This is a genomic window from Cupriavidus sp. D384 (assembly GCF_001652915.1).
Lineage (GTDB): Bacteria > Pseudomonadota > Gammaproteobacteria > Burkholderiales > Burkholderiaceae > Cupriavidus.
Window position 1 is genome coordinate 106,868 of sequence record NZ_BBQI01000130.1, and the last position, 18,417, is coordinate 125,284.

The following is an 18,417-nucleotide window of genomic DNA, read 5'->3' on the forward strand; positions in this document are numbered from 1 at the left end:
GGTCCAGGGCGACGGCGCGCAGCACTTCCACGTTGTTGCTGCGGAAGCTTCCCCGAATCGGTACCTGAACCACTGCCTCGCCATTGCTGAACTTCCAGACCTGCTCACGGGCGCCGTAACTACAGCACAGACATCAGCAATCGGATTTGCTGGCGCCAGCCATCAATAGCCCCCCTCAGACACGGAGGCCCGTCACGCAACGGGCTTGACCGCCAGACCGCCTGCCGTTGTCCTTCTTGATCACCCGAGCGTCCGTCCACCTGGAGACTCGGCAAGCCCACGCGTCGTGCGTTGCGCCACATCGAAAACTGTATTGCGCCGTGGCGTAATGGTCTTGCGACGACAGGACTCGTACAGTGGCGACCTGTTGCGCCGTCTTGCACCTTTCAGCAAGGCCAACATTTTTCGAAATGGCACGGCGTCCGGCATCGCGCCCGATTGAGACCCACACCTTCGTCTTAACGACCAACACCACCCGCCGATTGTTGGGGTCTGACCGACCTCCTAGGATGCCTAGCGTCGCCCCAAAACTCCACGGAAGTCCCAGCAAAAATGAAGACCCGACATCGATGGATACCGCTACTAGTCGTGGCAGCGCTCGCCGGCGTCGTTGCCGCTGCCTTCGCTGTCTACTTAATGTGGGAGCAGGCCATTGCGCCGACGACTCCGCCTTCAGCATCTTCATCGGACCGCGAACTGGTGCGCCATGGCGCCCGCGTCGTGGCCCTGGGTGATTGCGCGGTCTGCCACACGGCAAAGGGCGGCAAACCGTACGCTGGCGGCCTGGCGCTGGCTACCCCGTTCGGCACGATCTACACGACCAACATCACACCGGACCCCGACACCGGGATAGGCACCTGGTCGCTCGAAGCCTTTACCCGTGCCATGCGCCGTGGCATCTCGCGGGATGGCCATCAGCTCTATCCCGCGTTCCCCTATGTGCACTACACACGGATGTCGGATAACGACATCGCGGCCGCGTATGCCTTCCTGATGGAACGCGATCCGGTCTCGGCCAAGGCGCCCGACAACGCTCTGATCTTCCCACTCAACTTCCGGCCACTTGTCGCGTTCTGGAACGTGCTGTTCCTTCGCGAAGGCCCCGAAGCTCCGGATGTGTCGCGCGATGCCACGTGGAACCGTGGCCGCGAACTGGTCAACGGCCTTGGCCACTGCGCCGCATGCCACACCCCGCTGAATCCCATTGGCGGTGAGCAGTGGAACAAGGCATTCCACGGCGGTGTGGTGGATGGATGGGAAGCCCCACCGCTTAACGCCCTGGCCTCCCCGCCGAATCCGTGGACGAAGCCGCAGTTGATGGCCTACCTTCGTACCGGCATTTCGTCCCACCACGGCGCCGCAGCCGGCCCGATGCTCCCGGTTACGCAAGAACTTGGCACCGCGCCACAGGAAGATGTGGACGCCATCGCGACCTACCTCCTGTCCCTGCAAAAACCGCAAGCCCGCGATCTCGCCCAGTCCGATCCTGCAGGCGCCGATAAGGCCTCCATCCAGCGCGGCGCGGTCCTGTTTTCGGCAGCATGCGCGGCTTGTCATGGAGACAAATCGCCCATGCAAAGTCTTGGCGAACGGCCAAGCCTCGCGACTAGCACCGCCGTGCATGCGGCCACGCCGCGCAATACCGTGCAAATGATGTTGGAAGGGGTGCCATGGCAAGGGGAACAGGCCCTGCACTACATGCCGCCGTTTGCACACACGCTGAATGACCGACAGGTGGCCGACATCGCCAACTATCTACGTGCGACCTATACCAACCAGCCGCCCTGGAAGGACGTCGTGCAGGCCGCAGCCGACATACGGAAGGGAGACCAATCGAGATGATTCACCTCACAGTTAATGGTACCGATCACGCCCTCGATATCGATCCGGCCACCCCACTGCTGTATGCCCTGCGCGACCACCTTGGCCTGAATGGCGCCAAGTTCGGCTGCGGCATGGGTCAGTGCGGGGCCTGCACGGTCATCGTGGACAACCAGCCGACTTTCTCGTGCCTCACGCCGGTTGCTGCGCTGGGCCAGCGTGCCGTGCGGACCATCGAAAGCCTGGGAACCACCGACAAACCTGGCCGACTCCAGCAGGCGTTCATCGACCACCAGGCGGCACAGTGCGGCTATTGCATCGCCGGCATGATCATGCGGGCCCAATCGCTGCTCGAAAGCAATCCGCACCCTACCGACGCGGAGATTCTGCAGCACATGGAGCCGAATCTCTGTCGGTGTGGCACGCATATGCGAATCCTGGCGGCGATCCGCGCCGCGAGCCCCGCACCCACGACGTCCCAGGCAAAGCCGGAGCGCAAGTCATGACGCATCAAGACGATCAGATCGACGATCACCCCGAGAGTCCCAAGCGCCGGGCCTTCATGATCTCCGGCTCGCTGTTCGTGGGCTTTTCCCTACTGCCAGCCAGCAATGCCCTGGCGGAACTGGTTCTGGCCGATGAAGGGGCTGCGGTACGGGTCGGCAAGAAATTCGAGCAGTTGGCCGGTAGCCTCAAGACCAATCCCTTTCTGGATGCCTGGATCAAGGTCTCGCCCGATAATCACGTCACGGTCTACACGGGCAAGGTCGAACTCGGCACCGGTGTGAGAACCGCCTTGCATCAGGTGGCCGCCGAAGAACTGCAGATCGCACCCCATCTGATCACGTTTCTCACGGCAGATACCGCGCAATCGCCTGACGAAGGGTTGACCGCCGGCAGCCATACCATGGCGGACAGCGGGAGTGCGTTGCTCAATGCCGCCGCCCAGGTTCGTGGGTTGCTCAGCGACGCAGCGGCGCGCAAGTTTCGGGTCGACGCCTCGACGCTGAGCGTGGCCGACGCGCGGATTACCGCGCGTGACGGCCGCTCCGTGACATTTGCCGACCTCCTGCCGACCGTCAACCTTCATGTGGCCGCAAAGACCACTTCTCCGTTGCGCGATCCCGCATCTTTCACGGTGATTGGCACATCGATGCCACGCACCGATATCCCCGGAAAGGTCACGGGCGCGGCCAGTTACGTGCAAGACCTGCGGTTTCCCGGCATGGTTCACGCCCGTGTGGTACTCCCGCCGGTCTACGATGCGCCGTTGTTGGCGGTCGACGAGACGAAGGTGCGCGCCATGCCGGGCGTTGTCGCCGTGCTACGCGACGGCAACCTGCTTGCCGTGGTCACACAGCATGAGTGGCAAGCCGTCCAGGCCCAGCGTGTACTGTCCGCCGGATGCCGCTGGGGTAAAGGGCGGAGCTTGCCGCGCCCCGAGGACGTTCACGCGCAACTCAAGAAGATCGCCACCGAGCGCATCGTCATTGCGGACAGCAATGCGGTGATGTCTCCAGCGGTGAAGACGCTGTCGGCAACGTACACGAAGCCATACCTGATGCATGGGTCCATCGGGCCATCCGCATCCGTGGCCCATCTCGACGGCGGCATGCTTACCGTTTGGACCCACTCTCAGGGCGTGTATCCGCTGCGGGATGGCCTGGCGGAGATGCTGTCGATGGACAAGGAGAAAGTGCGCTGCATTCACGTCGTCGGCTCCGGGTGCTACGGGCACAACGGCGCAGACGATGCGGCGGCCCATGCCGCATGGATCGCGCGCGCACTTCCAGGCCGCCCCGTGCGCGTGCAATGGATGCGTGACCAGGAACACGTCTGGGATCATTACACGCCTGCCATGGTCACGCAGGTCCAGGCCTCGCTGTCCGCCAACGGCACGATCGTGAACTGGGACTATGCACTGTGGAGCAGTTCCCACAACGAGCGCGTCGTCAATGCCGGTCGACTATTGCCCGCCACGCTTCTCGCCAAGCCGTTCAAGCCCGCCCCGTCGGTACCGATGTTGCAACCGGAGGGCGGCGGCGACCGGAACGCCATCCCGTTGTATCGCCTGCCGAAGCAGCACATCGTGAACAATTTCTCGCCGACGATGCCGCTACGGACGTCTGCGATGCGATCGCTGGGCGCGCACTTGAACGTGTTCACGATTGAGACGTTCATGGACGACCTCGCCCTGGCCGCCGGCCAGGACCCAGTGGAGTTCCGGCTCAGACACATGGACGACCCGCGGGCCACCGATGTCATCCGTCTCGCCGCCCAGAAGTTCAACTGGCGCGACCGCAAGCGAAAGCCTGGTCACGGCTATGGTTTCGCATTCGGCAAGTACAAGAACATCATGGCCTACATGGCGATTGCGCTGGAGGTCGCGGTCGAGAAAGACACCGGCAAGGTCCGCCTCGTCCATGCGGAAGCTGCGGTCGATTGCGGACAGGTTGTCAATCCTGACGGGGTCCGCAATCAGGTCGAAGGCGGCATCCTTCAGTCGGCTAGCTGGACCCTCTACGAACAAGTGAAGTTCGACGCCAATGGGCTGCGCAGTTTTGATTGGGGGACGTATCCAATCATGCGGTTCTCCTCCGTGCCGACCCAAGTCAATGTTCACCTGATCGATCGTCCGGGCGCGCCATTCCTCGGCGTCGCCGAGGCCCCCATGGGGCCCACCGCAGGCGCGATCGGCAATGCCATCCTTGACGCCACAAAACTCCGGCTCCGCGACATGCCGTTGGCCGGCGACCGCCTGCGCCGCCAACTACTCGCGTCTTAACAGGATCTCACCATGCCTTCAACTCAGCGTCCGCGTGCCATCATCATTGGCGGGTCCCTTGGCGGGCTATTCAACGCCATCTGTTTGCGTAAGATCGGTTGGGATGTGCAGGTCTTCGAGCGCTCACCCCAGGAACTTGACAGTCGGGGCGGAGGTCTCGTCTTGCAGCCGGGCGTCACGGAAGCCCTTCACTTTGCTGACGCATCGCCCGGAGACGATTTTGGCGTCCCGTCGCGCGACCGCATATTTGTGGAACGAGATGGCACGGCCCGCCGGGTCTATATGCCGCAGACGCAGATCGCATGGAACGGACTGTATCTGCGGTTGCGTCAGGCATTGGGCTCTGCCGCGGTGCATTCCGGCGAGACATTTGGTTCCTTTACGCAAGACGAAGAGCAAGTCACAGCGCACTTTGCATCGGGCGAATCCGTCCAAGGCGACCTTCTCATTGGCGCGGATGGGCCTGCCTCAACGTTGCGCGAGCAGCTTCTTCCCCATCACCGGCCGCATTATGCAGGCTATGCCGCCTGGCGCGGTGTATTGCCAGAGCAGGCGCTCAGCCAGCGCAGTGAAGCCCTCTTGCAGAATGTGTTTGCGTTTCAGGACGGTCCCCATCATCAGTTCCTGAGTTATCGCATTCCGGGAGAAGACGGCAGCGTCCGCGCCGGCGAGCGGCGGCAAAACTGGGTGTGGTATCAGAAGATCGCCAAGGGCAACGCGCTCGATGCGCTGCTACGGGACCGTAACGGTCACGTGCATAGCCACTCCTTGCCGCCGGGAAGCATGCGTGACGAGGAGATTCTCTCGCTCACAACGGCTGCCCGGGAGTCCCTGGCACCGGCACTCGCTGATCTCGTGACTGCCACGCCAGATCCCTTTGTGCAACTGATCCAGGATTTCGAGTCGCCCAACATGGTCTTCGGTCGCGTGTTGCTTACCGGGGATGCGGCCTTCGTGGCGCGTCCTCACACAGGCGCAGGCGCCGGAAAGGCTGCTGCCGACGCACTCGCCCTGGCGCAGGCACTGCAAGTCAATCCTGCCGATCTGCACCGTGGGCTTGCGCTTTGGGAAAACGCGCGGTTACCCGAAAACCGGCAGCTGGTGCGATACGGCGTCGCGTTGGGCCGGCAGATCATGGGCAGCTAGGCCCCGGCCGCAGTGAATCGCGCGCGACCGCCCTCCGCAGCACCTCAGATCCCTAAGACATGTTGCGTAGCGCAACGCTGCTTTGCGCGCCGATGGGATTCCAGTGGCAGGCGCTCGCGCCTACGCTTTCATTCATCGACCTCACCTAGGAAGCTCTGCAATGTCAACGACACTCTTTTCGCCCATCTCTGTCGGCGAGCTCGTGCTGCCCCACCGTATTGTCATGGCACCGCTGACGCGCTCGCGTGCCGGGCAACCTGGCAACGTGCCTACGGCCATGAATGTCGAATACTACCGACAGCGTGCGTCCGCGGCGCTCATTATTTCGGAGGCCACGCAGATCTCCCAGCAAGGGCAGGGTTATGCCTGGACACCCGGCATCTACAGCAAAGCACAAATCGAAGGCTGGCGTGCCGTTGCCGACGCCGTCCATGACGCCGGCGGCCGGATGTTCCTGCAGCTTTGGCATGTCGGACGGGTGTCCCATCCCTCGTTCCAACCCAATGGTGCGCTTCCCGTGGCCCCCAGCGCCCTGCCGGTGCCCGGCAAGACATTCATCGAGGATGCCAACGGAAACGGCGTTTGGACCGACGTTCCGACGCCTCAGGCGCTCGGCCTGGATGGCATCGCCTCGATCGTCGCCGACTATCGCGTGGCGGCACGCAACGCGATCGCCGCAGGCATGGATGGGGTGGAGATTCATGCAGGGAACGGCTACTTGCTCGATCAGTTCATTAACTCGAACAGCAACCACCGGACGGACAGCTATGGTGGCAACATCGAGAATCGAGCCCGCCTGCTGCTGGAGGTAGTTGACGCCATCACGTCCGAAGTCGGCGCCGAGCGGGTAGGCGTGCGCCTCACGCCGATGGGCCGCTTCATGGGTATGGGAGACGACACGCCAGAACAAACTTTTGGCTATATCGCGGAACGGCTGAATGCCTGGAAGCTAGCCTACCTCCATCTCGTGGAGCCGGCCATGGTTGGCAACGTCAAGGACGACGCGACCGATCCCCGATGGGATGCCATGATCCTGAGCATGCGCAAGGCCTATCACGGCATTCTGATTCTGGCAGGCGGCTACGATGGTAGCTCGGCAGCTCACGCGCTGGCGCAAGGTCGCGCCGACATCATTGCGTTTGGCCGGCCCTTCATCGGAAATCCGGACCTGCCAGAGCGCATCATGGCCGGTGCCACACTCAACACCCCCGACCCCACGACTTTCTTTGGTGGCACCAGCCTTGGCTATACCGACTACCCTAAGCTGGCCTGAAGATCTATTCCCGATGTACCGCAGGCGCCCATGAATCGTCTGGAGACGCCTGGTGGTACGCGGAGGCAATCGCTCTTGGCAAGATTTCCCAATCTTTATTGCCCCCCTACCAGCATCACAGGAACCTGAACAGGTTCATTTGCTGGATCTGCATGAACGATTGCTGCGCACCCTGCAGTGCCGTCTGACGCTGGTAGTACTCGGTGATGGCGGACGCGTAGTCCAGTTCCGTCAGATCCGAGAGCGTCTTGGAGTTGCTCAGGTCGCGGTTCGAGCCGATGGTATCCAGCGCATCGAGTTCGTTCATGCGGGAGCCCACCGATGCACGCACCGTCAGCACGTTGTCCAGCGAGTTGTTGTTCTGGCGCAGGCCCGTGGCAATGACGTTCTGCAGGTTGGCTGCTGCCACGTCCTGGGCAGTGCCCGAGTCGATCGGCGTGCGCAGCGCGGTGATCACGTCCTTCAGGTTGGCGAACATGTCGGCGCCTGCCTGCTGGGCCGGCTGCAACTTGAACGTGTCGCCGTTGGCGGGTGCGCCCTTGATCGAGAACGACACACCAGCCACGCTGATGGCGCCGCCGTCCACGTAGTTCGTGGCCGCGCCGACGGCCGTGCCCGTCGTGTCATCGGTGACCTGGTATTGCGTGACACCGGCACCATTGATCGAGAACTTCACGCTCAGCGAATGGCCGTACAGTGCATTGCTGGGATCGGTCACCGAGATCGAGCTGAAGGTGCCCGTACCGTTGTTCGCGCTGCTGCCCTTGATGACGTAGCCAGCGTTGGCCGTGACGGACTGGAAGATCTCGGCGCCGTTGTTGCCGGATTCCATCTGGCGGGCCACGTCCACCTGCAGCAGCTGGTGGCCGGTGTCGCCCTGGTACGTGAGGTTGCCGGCGGCATCGGCCACAAACGGTGCGGCGCCGGTCTTCAGGCCAGCGAACAGGTAGTTGCCGTTGCCGTCGTCGGCGTTGGCAAGGCCCACCAGCTGGTCGTACTGGCCCTGCAGGGCCGTTGCCAGCGATGCGCGATCGTTGTCGCTCAGCGTGCCGTTACCGGCGTTCACCAGCAGCGTCTTGATGTTCTGCAGCGTGGTGGTCACCGTCGACAGCGAGTTTTCTTCCAGGCCCAGCGATGCGTTGGCCTGCTTGCGCGATGCGGTGTACTGACCGTTCACGGCCACCGACTGCGACACGCCCAGCGCGCGCGTGGCGGCGACGGGGTCGTCCGACGGCGTCAGCACGCGGCGGCCGGTAGCCAGCTGTTGCTGTACGTGCAGCAGGTTGGACTGCTGGCTGTTCATCGAGGACAGGCCCTGGTGATACAGGGTGGAGGTTGCGACGCGCATGGCGTGATTCCTTCTTTTCCGGTGTTGTCAGGGATGTCCGCGATCAGGCGATGCTGACCAGCGTGTCGAAGATCGTGCTGGCCGCCTGGATGACCTTGGCGTTGGCCTGGTACAGCTGCTGGAACTTCAGCAGGTTCACGGTTTCCTCGTCCATGTTCACGCCCGACACCGACTGCTGTGCCGTGTAGATCTGGTCCGTGATGCTGTCCTGCGAGGTCGAGGCGATATCGATCGACTTGGCCTTGCTGCCGACGTCGTTGACCAGCTGGGCATACGCGTCATTGAAGCTCGACGTGCCGTTGATGGTCTTGGCGGTCTGCAGCTTCGCCAGCTTGAGCATGTTGCCGTTGTCGGCCACCGCGCCCGTGTTGTTCGACAGCGTGAACGTGTCGCCATTCTGCGGCGTGCCGTTGAAGCTGAACGTCATGCCGTTGATCGTGTAGTCGACACCCGTGGCCGTGGCCGTGGCCGCCGGCTGCGTGGCAAGCACACCGCTTGCGTCGGAAAACACATACTTCGACGTCGCGGAATCGTACTTCGCCGTCAGGCTGCCCGCGAGCAGCGAAAGGGGCTGCGCCACGTTCGTCAGCGACGCCTTCACCGTGCCGGTGTTCTGCGTGCTGGCATCCACGCGCGCCGGCGACGCCGCGGCGATCTTGGCCGGATCGGTGATCAGCGAGCCAAAGCCGGCTGCGGCATTGCGGGTGGGTTGCACCTCGAAGGAGTCACCGCCCCCCATTGCCTTATTGATGCTGACCGAAAAGCCGTCGGCAGCGATTGCCATCGGATACGTGGCGGTGGCGGCAGGCTTGCTTGCCACAACCTGGTTGTCGGACTTGCGCAGCAGCGTGTAGTTGGTGCCGTCAAACTTCAGCGTGTAGTCGCTGGTCGTCAGGTTGCCGGTGTTGGTGATCGTAGCCGTGGCCACGGCATTCGACGTGTTCTTGCTGTTCGCGAAGACCGTTGGCGAGCCCAGCGAGAAGACGTCGGTACCGATCGCGCCGTTCAGGTCGATGCCCAGCTTGTGCTGGTCGTTGAACGTCTGGCCGATGGCCAGCGACAGGCGGCCGATGGCGTTCTGCGCGGCGTCCAGTGATTCCGAGCGGAAGCGCAGCAGGCCACCGATCGAACCTCCCGTGACGGCGCCCGGCTCGGCTTCCACGGTGTTGCCGTTGGGCAACGTGTAGGCAATGGTGGTGCGGCTCGGATCGCTCGACGACGGCACCGCCTTGATGTCGTAGGAATCGCTGCCCATCACCAGCGGCTGGCCATTGCCGACGAACACGTTATACGTGCCGCCGTCCTGCACCACCACCTTGGCGCCCACCAGTTCGGTCAGCTTGGCCACGGCCTGGTCGCGCTGGTCGAGCAGGTCGTTGGGAGGCTGGCCGCCGGCTGAGGCGGTCATGCGCGAGATTTCCTTGTTCAGGCTGGCGATCTGCTTCGTGTAGTCGTTCACCTGCGTGACCGACGACTGCAGCTGGGTGTTGATGCCGTTCTGCAGCTGCTTGAAGTAATCGCTCGACGACTTGATCTGGCCCGCCAGCGCCTGCGCCGACGAGATCATGCCCTGGCGCGTGGCCGGGTCCGAAGGCGTGTCCGACACGGCCTGCACGGCCGCGAAGAACTTCTGCATCAGCGGTGCCAGGCCGCCCTTTTCGTCGGCCAGCAGGTTGTCGATCTGGCGGATCTGGTCCGAGTAGGTCGACAGGTCATAGCTGGCGGAGGTGGCGCCACGCAGCTGGCCGGTCAGGAAGCCGTCATACACGCGCTGCACGGTGATCGTGTTCGAACCCTGGCCGTAGAAGCCCGAACCCGTGGCCTGGCCGCCGGCCGACGCAATGATCGTGTTCTGGCGCGTATAGCCTGCCGTGGCCGCGTTGCTGAAGTTGTGGCCGACCGTGGTAAGGCCGTTCTGGGCGACGTTCAGGCCCGACAGACCGATATTAAACAGAGACATGTTTGTCTGACTCCGGATCGAATGGCTAGCCAGCGGCAAACGGCCGACGGCGGTGGATGTGTTGGTTATCGGCGGAAATGCGGCGCGACTTTAGCGTCGCAATGCGCTGAAATACGCGCCAGCCGTAAGCATTCACTCTCATTGCAGCCCAACGCGGAAGCGCAAACAGCGCGACCGCTAGACGGTCACGCTGAATGGGGAACGAACTGGCGGCATTTGCGGCTGGCATCACCGCCCGGGAGCGTCAGGTCGAGACTTTCTTCATGATCCGCACCAGCTTTTCGCCGTAGGCCGGATCGGTCGCATACCCCGCGCGCTGCAGGCCATGCGCCGCTTCCTCGGCGTTGGAGGCGGTCACCACACCGGCATAGCGCGGGTTGTTGCTGATCAGCTTCGCGTAGTCGTTGCAGGCTTCTTCATACGAGCCGTAGGCCCGGAATTTGGCGCGCACCTTCTGCGGCTGGCCGTCCACGTATTCGGTGGTCAGTATCTCGGTGGTCGGCCCCTTCCAGTTGGCGCCGGCCTTGATGCCGAACACATTGAACGTGGTCGAGCCATCGGGATTGCGGATCTCGCGGCGGCCCCAGCCCGACTCCAGCGCGGCCTGGCCCACGATCAGCTTGGCCGGCACGCCCGAGGCGCGCGACGCCGCCATCGCCGGTTCGGCCATGCGGTTGACGAAGCTGCTGATGTGCTCCGGCGAATCGTCCGGCAACTGTCCAAGCTGCGTCTGGCCATTGCCTTGCCAGTCGGCCTGGCCCTGGTACTGGCGCAGGCCGGCCGTGGGGTTCCAGGCCGTACCCGGCAGCGTGGTGCCGACCGGCGGCGGGCCATCGGCGTCGGTGGCGCCGCGGCTGTCCAGCAGTTGCGCCATCTGCGAGTCGCGCACGCTCGCGCCGGTGATGCCCCCGGCGGCGTTCATGCCAGCCGGCAGTTGCGTGCCGGTGGCGCGCGCCAACTGGCGGATCATCACGTCGGCCAGGCCGATGCCGCGCGACGACAGCTGCTGCGACATCTGCTGGTCCATCATCGACATGTAGAGCTTGGTCTGCTCGTTGTCGAAGAGGCCGTCTGACGGCGTGGCATCGCGCATGCTCTTGAGCACCATCTGCGTGAACACCGCCTCGAACTGCTTGGCGGCTGCCTGCAGCGTGTTCGAGTTGTTGCCGGCGCGGGCCTGGTTCTTGAGCGCCTCGAACCCCTGGGTATCCAGGGCGAAGCGCTGCGAGACATCGGCCTGGCCGCCCAGCGTGTTACCCGCCGACATCAGATGATCTCCAGTTCGGCACGCAGCGCGCCGGCCGAGCGCATGGCCTCCAGGATGGTCTGCAGATCGGCCGGCGTGGCGCCGAGCGCGTTCAGGCCCTTGACCACTGCGGCCAGCGAGGCACCTGCCTTGACGATCTGCAGCGAACCACCGTCACGCTTGAGGTCGATCTGCGACACCGGCGCCACCACGGTCTGGCCCTGGCTGAACGGCGCGGGCTGGCTGATCACCGGCTGCGTATTGATGACCACCGACAGGTTGCCGTGGGCAATCGCGCAGTCTTCCACGGTCACGGCCTGGTTCATCACGATCGAACCGGTGCGGGCGTTCAGGATGACCTTGGCGGCGGCCTTGGCCGGCGTCACGTCGATGCTCTCGATGCGCGCCATGAAACCCACACGGGCGGTGGGCGTCTGCGGCGTGCGAACCTGCACCACACGGCCGTCCATTGCCGCGGCGGTGCCCGGGCCCATGTTGCGGTTGATGGCCTCGACCACGCGTTCGGCGGTGCCGAAGTCGGTGTCCTTCAGCTCCAGGTTCATGAAGCCGTTCTCGGGCTGGAACGACGCCACGGCACGTTCGACGATGGCGCCATTGGCGATACGGCCCACGGCCAGCTGGTTGATCTGCACCTTGCTGCCGTTGGCGGACGCACCCGCGCCGCCCACCAGCATGTTGCCCTGGGCGATGGCGTACACCTGTCCGTCGGCGCCCTTGAGCGGCGTCATCAGCAGCGTGCCGCCCCGCAGGCTCTTGGCATTGCCCATCGACGACACCACCACGTCCATCTGGCTGCCCGGCTGGGCATACGCCGGCAGGGTGGCGGTGACCATCACGGCGGCCACGTTCTTGAGCTGCATGTTCTTGCCGGCGGGCAGCGTAATGCCCAGCTGCGACAGCATGTTGCTCAAGCTCTGCGTGGTGAACGGCGTCTGCATGGTCTGGTCGCCGGTGTTGTCCAGGCCCACGACCAGGCCGTAACCGACCAGCGGGTTGTCGCGCACACCCTGGAACGTCGCCAGGTTCTTCAGACGTTCCGCGTGCGCGGCGCCCGCGCCCAGACCCAGCGCGAGCAGGAGCAGCAGCAGGCAGGCAAAAGAGACCGCGCGACCTGAGCGGGAAAGACGGCCGGGCGGGGTGCCAAAATACGAGCCTGGCTTTTGGAAAGGCATCGGAGGCAGAAACATGGCGGGATCAGTACGGTAAGACATTGAGGAAGAAGCGCTGCAGCCAGCCCATGTTCTGCGCCTCGTCGATGTACCCCTTCGCGGTGTATTCGATGCGCGCATCCGCCACCTGGGTGGACGGTACTGCGTTGTCGCCGGTGATCGTGCGCGGATTGACCACGCCCGAGAAACGAATGAACTCCGCACCCTGGTTGATCGCCATCTGCTTTTCGCCGGACACCACCAGGTTGCTGTTGGGCAGCACCTCGATCACCGTGACGGTAATCGTGCCGTTGAAGGTGTTGGCGGCGCTGGCGCCGCCTCCCGCCTTCAGCGAGTTGGCGCCGTTGATGTCGGCGTTCTGGCTGGTGCTGAACAGGCCGCTCAGCGCACGCGGCACCGCGTTGAAGGCCAGCGCGGTGCTGCCGGTGCGGTTGGCGTTGGTGGCGGAGTTCTTGCTCGCGTTGACGTTCTCGCTGATCACGATCGTGAGAATGTCGCCAACGTTACGCGGCCGCCGATCCTCGAACAGCGGATTTCCCGCGTACGAGGATGCGTAGATCGAGCCCGTGGCAGGGGCCATCGCGCGCGGTTCTGCGCGTGCGGTGGTGGGCATCTGCACAAGTGGCTCCTTGGGCATCATTGCGCAGCCGCCGCTAGCCAGCGCGGCCAGGCCGGCGATGACATAGACGACGATTGCACCGATGCGATACTGCGTGGCGGCCATGATCATTCCCGTTCTTAACCCATCTGGGTCAGGCGTTGCAGCATCTGGTCGGACGTCTGCACCGCCTTGCTGTTGATTTCGTAAGCGCGCTGGGTCTGGATCATGCTGACCAGTTCTTCCACCACGTTCACGTTCGAAGCTTCGACGTAGTTGTTCTGCAGCGTGCCGGCGCCGTTCAGGCCAGGTACCGAGGTGTTCGGCGCGCCCGAGGCATCGGTCTGCACGTACAGGTTTTCACCCAGGCTTTCCAGGCCGGCCGGGTTCGGGAACGTGGCAACCTGGATCTGGCCGACCGTGGCGGCGTTGGTCGAGCCCGGCTGCATCACGGTCACCGTGCCGTCGCGGGCGATGTTGACCGACGTGTAGTTGGCCGGCAGCGTGATGGCCGGGTTCAGCACGAAGCCGCTGGACGTCACCAGCTGGCCGTTCGGGTCCACCTGGAACGAGCCGTCACGCGTGTACGAGGTGGTGCCGTCCGGCATCGTCACCTGGAAGAAGCCCTGGCCGATGATGGCCACGTCGCGCGAGTTGCCCGTTTGCGTCGGGTTGCCTTGCGTGTGGATGCGTTCCGTGGCCACGGGGCGCACGCCGGTACCCAGCTGCATGCCCGACGGCAGCACGGTCTGGTCCGACGACAGCGCGCCAGGCTGGCGGATCGTCTGGTACATCAGTTCCTCGAACACCGCGCGGCTGCGCTTGAAGCCCGTGGTCGACACGTTGGCCAGGTTGTTCGAGATCACGTCCATCTGCGTCTGCTGCGCATCAAGGCCGGTCTTGGCGATCCAGAGAGAGCGAATCATGGAGTTGTCCTGGTTCGAAAATTCATTGAGCGTGCGATTGGTGCCGCGCGCTTCATCAGTTGTTCGTCAGCAGCGAATTGGCCCGCTGGTCGTTGGTATCGGCGCCCGTGATCATCTTCATCTGCATCTCGAAGCGGCGCGCATTGGCAATCATGTCCACCATGGCCTCGACCGGGTTGACGTTGCTGCCTTCGATGGCACCCGCAATCACGCGCACGTTGGGGTCCTGCTGCAGCGGGTCCACGCCGGGACGCAGGCGGAAGTAGCCGTCGTCGCCGCGTGCCAGCCCCTCGGGCGGCGGCGTGACCACGCGCAGCTTGCCCACCTGGGCCAGGCCGTTGGCGGCCTCGCCCGGGCCACGCGCCACGATGCTGCCGTCGGTGCCGATCGACACGGTCGAACCGGGCGGCACGGCGATCGGGCCGCCGTCGCCCAGCACGGGGCGGCCGGCAGACGTCTGGAGCTGGCCGTCGGCCGACACCTGCAGCGATCCCGCGCGGGTGTAGGCCTCGGAACCGTCAGGCATCTGCACCGCCAGCCAGCCGTTGCCCTGCAGCGCCACGTCGAGATCGCGGCCGGTGTAGGTCAGCGGGCCGGCCTTCATGTCGGCGCCGGGCGTGGACGCAAGCGTGAACGCCCGCGTCTGCGTTTCCTGGCCCTGCACCGGGACGGCCCGGTACAGGTTCACCTGCGCCTTGAAAGCCGGCGTCGATGCATTGGCCAGGTTGTTCGATACCGCGGCCTGCTGGTCGAGTATCTGCTTGGCGCCCGACAGGGCGGTGTAGAGCATGCGGTCCATGACGAGTGCTTCAGCCTATGCGTCGATCAGATGTTCACCAGGGTCTGCAGGACGGTGTCCTGCGCCTTGATGGTCTGCGCGTTGGCCTGGTAGTTGCGCTGCGCCACGATCAGGTTCACCAGCTGGCCGGACAGGTCGACGTTCGACTCTTCCACGGCATTCGACTTCAGCGTACCCATCGCGCCGCCTGCCGTACCCAGCAGTTCCTGGCCCGATGCACCGGTGGCCGACCACACGTTGTCGCCTTCCGGCTTCAGGCCTTCGACGTTGCCGAACGACGCCATGGCGATCTGGCCCAGCGACATCGTCTGCTCGTTCGAATACGACCCCAGGATCTGGCCGTCTTCCTGCACCGAGAAGCCCACCAGTGCGCCCGACGTGTAGCCGTTCTGCACGATGCTCTTCGGATCGTTGTCGGCGCCGAACTGCGTGGTGCCGGTCAGGTTGAGCTGGGCGGTCATGGCGGCGGCGCCATTGTTGGCCGGCAGCGTGACGGTCGGCATCGCGGCGGCGGTCGGAGCGCGCAGCGCGCCGTTGGCGTCGAACGACAGCGTGACGGTCTGCAGGATGTTGCCGGCGGAATCGGTGACGTTCATCGACCAGTCATTGCCACCGAACGCGTTGGTCGGTGCCGCGGCCACGGGCGGGCCTGCCACGACCGACTTGCCGAAGTAGGCGGTCAGCTGCTGCTTGTTGCCCAGCGAGTCGAACACGGTCATGGCCGTGCTGTAGCTGAACATCGACGAGTCCGGCGACACCGGCGGAGTGGCCGCCGGGTTGCTGGCGAACAGGTTGGTCGGCACGGTGCTGCGCGAATCCAGCTGGAACTGGGCCGCGATGTTCGTGGTGGCCTTCGGCGGCATCTGCGCGTTGCTGATCACGATCGGCTGCGGTGCCACACCGCCGGCGGTCGAGCCAGCCGGGTAGCCGGTGACCTGCAGGCCGGTGGCGTTCACCAGGCGGCCGTCGTCCAGGCGGTTCATCTGGCCGTTACGCGAATAGAACACCTGGCCATCGGAGTTGGTCAGGCGGAAGAAGCCGTTGCCGTTGCTGATGGCCACGTCGAGGTTACGGCCCGACGTCGAAATATTGCCGTTGGTGAACGATTGCACCACGGCGTTCACGCGCGTGCCGAGGCCGATCTTCGAACCTGCGTACACGTCCGCGAACTGCGCGGTCGATTGCTTGAAGCCAACCGTGTTGGCGTTGGCGATGTTGTTACCGATCACGTCCAGGTTGGACGCCGCGGCGTTGAGGCCGCTTACCCCTTGACCAAAACCCATGATGTTTCCCCTAAGTAGGCTGTCGTTCGTGAAATGCCCGCGCGTATGCCCGGACCGGGTGATTCGTTATCAGGAGATGCGGCGGACGTCGTCGACGTTGGCGGTCTTGCCGTCGCCCAGGTCGACCAGCACGCCCGAGCTGTCGCCGCTGATGGCCTGCACCTTGCCGTAGACCAGCGCGATCGGCGTGACATCCTTGCCGGCGGCGGTAGCGGCCACCTTGAAGGTGTAGTCGCCGTCTGCCACGGCGTTGCCCTGGTCGTTCTTGCCGTCCCAGGCGATGTCATGCACGCCTGCGGTCTGGCCCTTCATGTCGATGTTGCGGACCACGTTGCCGTTCTTGTCCAGCACCTGCACGGTCACGCTGTCGGCCGTCGACGGGACGTCGACACCGATCTTGCCGGCGACGCCGTCGGCCACGCTCACGGCCGAGCCCGGCACCATCACGGTCTTGCCGATCAGGCTGGCGGAATCCATCGCGCGGCTGGCAGCGGTCTGCGTCAGCAGCTGCGTCAGGGTTCCGTTCATGGTCTGCAGGCCGCTCACGGTGCTGATCTGCGCCAGTTGCGACGTCAGCTGGGCGTTGTCCATCGGATTGAGCGGATCCTGGTTGTTCATCTGCGTGACCAGCATCGTCAGGAAGTTGTTCTGCAGGTCGGCCGCGCTGGCGCTGCCGCTTTGCAGGGCCTGGTTCACGGCAGAGTTGGAGGTGCTGCTGCCTACGGTGGAAGTTGCCATGGTTGTTCAGTTGATTCCGGAAGAGATTTCGTTCGGGTCCTGCTGCCGTTACTGACCGATGGTCAGCGTCTTGAGCATCATGTTCTTGGCGGTGTTGAGCACCTCCACGTTGGCCTGGTACGAACGCGACGCCGAGATCATGTTGACCATCTCTTCCACCGGGTTCACGTTGGGCATCGTCACGTAGCCGTTGGCGTCGGCCAGCGGATGCGTGGGGTTGTGGATCATGCGCGGCGCTGCGGAATCTTCCAGCACGCCGGCCACCTGCACGCCGCCCACGTCGGTCTGGCCGGGCGTGGGTGCCATCTCGAAGATGACCTGCTTGGCGCGATACGGCTGGCCGTTCGGCGCCACGGCGCTGTCGGCGTTGGCCAGGTTCGACGCCGTCACGTTCATGCGCTGCGACTGCGCGGCCATGGCCGAGCCGGCCACGTCGAAAATATTCATGGAAGCCATGGTGTCTCTCCCGTTACTGCTGGATGGCCGACAGCATCGTCTTGATCTTCGAGCTCATCACGGTCAGGCCCGCTTCGTAGTGCACCGTGTTGTCGGCAAACGCCACACGCTCGGTGTCCATTTCCACGGTGTTGCCGTCGATGCTCGACTGCAGCGGAATGCGGTACTGCAGGTCGCGGTCGCTCGTGCTCATGGCGGGCGCCTGCGCGGGCAGATGGCGTGCGGACGTGGTCGACAGCGACACGCCGTCGCGCTGCTGGTTGCCGCGTTCCACCGACTGGGCCAGCGTGCTGGCGAAATCGAAGTCGCGTGCCTTGTAGCCCGGCGTATCCGCGTGGGCGATGTTGGAGGCGATTACGCCTTGCCGCTGGGTCCGCAGGCTCAGTGCTTCCTGCTGGAAGCGAAACGCCGCATCGAGTCTGTCCATGATGTCTGCCTTTCCTGCAATGGCTTCATTTCGGGGAGAGAGCTGCCGTAGACCTGGGTATACCTGTCGCATACGCCCGGCCGGGCTTCTTCAGGGTTGCCATCTTAGGGGCCGGGTTGTCACGCCAATCGTCTGAATAGGGACGAGAAACCTGCGCATTTCCAGTTCGGCTTCTCGCGCGAGGCTGCCTACAATGGCTCCCACTGACTGGCATGGCCGGACGCCGTTTTGCGGCCCCGGGCCGCGCCGCACAAGGCGCTCCGGTCAACGCGCGACACGGCTCCATTCACGCAGGGCACGCGGCGCGCAACGATTACAGATGTTCAACTGTTGTGCGACGGCATCGCACGCCGGACGGGTATACGCGGCGCACCGCCAGTTCCCCTCCCCGGCATCCGCTGCCGTCCCCATCCTTGCTGGG

16 protein-coding genes are annotated in these 18,417 nt (G+C 64.2%); 5 read left to right on the top strand and 11 right to left on the bottom strand.

What is annotated here, in order from left to right:
- Nucleotides 1-552: 552 nt before the first annotated feature.
- The 5 genes from A9J21_RS29415 to A9J21_RS29435 all read left to right on the top strand — a co-directional run bounded on the left by A9J21_RS29415 (nucleotide 553) and on the right by A9J21_RS29435 (nucleotide 7,025).
- A complete protein-coding gene (locus tag A9J21_RS29415) occupies nucleotides 553-1,842 on the top strand; it encodes a cytochrome c (protein ID WP_066742381.1) in 1,290 nt (429 codons plus the stop codon).
- Nucleotides 1,839-2,327 carry a (2Fe-2S)-binding protein gene (locus A9J21_RS29420; RefSeq protein ID WP_066742384.1) on the top strand — a complete coding sequence of 163 codons (489 nt, stop codon included), beginning with the start codon at nucleotides 1,839-1,841 and terminating at the stop codon, nucleotides 2,325-2,327. Before A9J21_RS29415 ends, A9J21_RS29420 begins: the two co-directional genes overlap by 4 nt.
- The gene (locus A9J21_RS29425) at nucleotides 2,324-4,606 is read left to right on the top strand and encodes a molybdopterin cofactor-binding domain-containing protein (protein ID WP_066742386.1); all 2,283 of its coding nucleotides are present in this window, start codon (nucleotides 2,324-2,326) and stop codon (nucleotides 4,604-4,606) included. The genes A9J21_RS29420 and A9J21_RS29425 overlap by 4 nt, the downstream gene beginning before the upstream one ends.
- A gap of 12 nt (nucleotides 4,607-4,618) precedes the next feature.
- Complete coding sequence (locus A9J21_RS29430; RefSeq protein WP_066742388.1) at nucleotides 4,619-5,752, top strand: FAD binding domain-containing protein; 1,134 nt, start codon at nucleotides 4,619-4,621, stop codon at nucleotides 5,750-5,752.
- Nucleotides 5,753-5,912: 160 nt separating this feature from the next.
- Nucleotides 5,913-7,025 (top strand): alkene reductase, encoded by a 1,113-nt coding sequence (locus A9J21_RS29435; protein WP_066742390.1) that lies wholly within the window; start codon nucleotides 5,913-5,915, stop codon nucleotides 7,023-7,025.
- Nucleotides 7,026-7,140: 115 nt separating this feature from the next.
- Here the strand turns inward: A9J21_RS29435 and flgL are convergent, their stop codons facing one another.
- The 11 genes from flgL to flgB form a co-directional block, all read right to left on the bottom strand.
- Nucleotides 7,141-8,373 (bottom strand): flagellar hook-associated protein FlgL, encoded by a 1,233-nt coding sequence (gene flgL / locus A9J21_RS29440; protein WP_066742393.1) that lies wholly within the window; start codon nucleotides 8,371-8,373, stop codon nucleotides 7,141-7,143.
- A gap of 43 nt (nucleotides 8,374-8,416) precedes the next feature.
- Nucleotides 8,417-10,333, bottom strand: a complete 1,917-nt coding sequence (gene flgK, locus A9J21_RS29445) for a flagellar hook-associated protein FlgK (RefSeq protein WP_066742396.1) — start codon at nucleotides 10,331-10,333, stop codon at nucleotides 8,417-8,419.
- 244 nt (nucleotides 10,334-10,577) lie between these two features.
- Complete coding sequence (gene flgJ / locus A9J21_RS29450) at nucleotides 10,578-11,600, bottom strand: flagellar assembly peptidoglycan hydrolase FlgJ (protein WP_066742399.1); 1,023 nt, start codon at nucleotides 11,598-11,600, stop codon at nucleotides 10,578-10,580.
- A complete protein-coding gene (locus A9J21_RS29455) occupies nucleotides 11,600-12,787 on the bottom strand; it encodes a flagellar basal body P-ring protein FlgI (protein ID WP_066742402.1) in 1,188 nt (395 codons plus the stop codon). Before A9J21_RS29455 ends, flgJ begins: the two co-directional genes overlap by 1 nt.
- 7 nt (nucleotides 12,788-12,794) lie before the next feature.
- Nucleotides 12,795-13,499: a flagellar basal body L-ring protein FlgH gene (flgH, locus tag A9J21_RS29460; protein WP_066742405.1), complete on the bottom strand. Its 705-nt coding sequence runs from the start codon at nucleotides 13,497-13,499 to the stop codon at nucleotides 12,795-12,797.
- Between the two features lie 8 nt (nucleotides 13,500-13,507).
- Entirely contained in the window at nucleotides 13,508-14,293 is a 786-nt protein-coding gene (flgG, locus tag A9J21_RS29465) for a flagellar basal-body rod protein FlgG (protein WP_066742408.1), read from the bottom strand.
- A 55-nt stretch (nucleotides 14,294-14,348) separates the two neighbouring features.
- Entirely contained in the window at nucleotides 14,349-15,092 is a 744-nt protein-coding gene (gene flgF, locus A9J21_RS29470) for a flagellar basal-body rod protein FlgF (protein ID WP_066742412.1), read from the bottom strand.
- Nucleotides 15,093-15,118: 26 nt separating this feature from the next.
- Nucleotides 15,119-16,375 (bottom strand): flagellar hook protein FlgE, encoded by a 1,257-nt coding sequence (flgE, locus tag A9J21_RS29475; protein WP_066742415.1) that lies wholly within the window; start codon nucleotides 16,373-16,375, stop codon nucleotides 15,119-15,121.
- Between the two features lie 69 nt (nucleotides 16,376-16,444).
- A complete protein-coding gene (locus A9J21_RS29480; protein WP_066742418.1) occupies nucleotides 16,445-17,113 on the bottom strand; it encodes a flagellar hook assembly protein FlgD in 669 nt (222 codons plus the stop codon).
- A 48-nt stretch (nucleotides 17,114-17,161) separates the two neighbouring features.
- Nucleotides 17,162-17,569 (bottom strand): flagellar basal body rod protein FlgC, encoded by a 408-nt coding sequence (gene flgC, locus A9J21_RS29485; protein WP_066742421.1) that lies wholly within the window; start codon nucleotides 17,567-17,569, stop codon nucleotides 17,162-17,164.
- 13 nt (nucleotides 17,570-17,582) lie between these two features.
- Nucleotides 17,583-17,999 carry a flagellar basal body rod protein FlgB gene (gene flgB / locus A9J21_RS29490; RefSeq protein WP_066742590.1) on the bottom strand — a complete coding sequence of 139 codons (417 nt, stop codon included), beginning with the start codon at nucleotides 17,997-17,999 and terminating at the stop codon, nucleotides 17,583-17,585.
- Between the last annotated feature and the right edge of the window lie 418 nt (nucleotides 18,000-18,417).

Excerpts from the sequence above, each read along its gene's own strand:
- A9J21_RS29415 (WP_066742381.1), top strand. The coding sequence starts at position 553 with ATGAAGACCCGACATCGATGGATACCGCTACTAGTCGTGGCAGCGCTC.
- A9J21_RS29420 (WP_066742384.1), top strand. The coding sequence starts at position 1,839 with ATGATTCACCTCACAGTTAATGGTACCGATCACGCCCTCGATATCGAT.
- A9J21_RS29425 (WP_066742386.1), top strand. The coding sequence starts at position 2,324 with ATGACGCATCAAGACGATCAGATCGACGATCACCCCGAGAGTCCCAAG.
- A9J21_RS29430 (WP_066742388.1), top strand. The coding sequence starts at position 4,619 with ATGCCTTCAACTCAGCGTCCGCGTGCCATCATCATTGGCGGGTCCCTT.
- A9J21_RS29435 (WP_066742390.1), top strand. The coding sequence starts at position 5,913 with ATGTCAACGACACTCTTTTCGCCCATCTCTGTCGGCGAGCTCGTGCTG.
- flgL (WP_066742393.1), bottom strand. The coding sequence starts at position 8,373 with ATGCGCGTCGCAACCTCCACCCTGTATCACCAGGGCCTGTCCTCGATG.
- flgK (WP_066742396.1), bottom strand. The coding sequence starts at position 10,333 with ATGTCTCTGTTTAATATCGGTCTGTCGGGCCTGAACGTCGCCCAGAAC.
- flgJ (WP_066742399.1), bottom strand. The coding sequence starts at position 11,600 with ATGTCGGCGGGTAACACGCTGGGCGGCCAGGCCGATGTCTCGCAGCGC.
- A9J21_RS29455 (WP_066742402.1), bottom strand. The coding sequence starts at position 12,787 with ATGTTTCTGCCTCCGATGCCTTTCCAAAAGCCAGGCTCGTATTTTGGC.
- flgH (WP_066742405.1), bottom strand. The coding sequence starts at position 13,499 with ATGATCATGGCCGCCACGCAGTATCGCATCGGTGCAATCGTCGTCTAT.
- flgG (WP_066742408.1), bottom strand. The coding sequence starts at position 14,293 with ATGATTCGCTCTCTCTGGATCGCCAAGACCGGCCTTGATGCGCAGCAG.
- flgF (WP_066742412.1), bottom strand. The coding sequence starts at position 15,092 with ATGGACCGCATGCTCTACACCGCCCTGTCGGGCGCCAAGCAGATACTC.
- flgE (WP_066742415.1), bottom strand. The coding sequence starts at position 16,375 with ATGGGTTTTGGTCAAGGGGTAAGCGGCCTCAACGCCGCGGCGTCCAAC.
- A9J21_RS29480 (WP_066742418.1), bottom strand. The coding sequence starts at position 17,113 with ATGGCAACTTCCACCGTAGGCAGCAGCACCTCCAACTCTGCCGTGAAC.
- flgC (WP_066742421.1), bottom strand. The coding sequence starts at position 17,569 with ATGGCTTCCATGAATATTTTCGACGTGGCCGGCTCGGCCATGGCCGCG.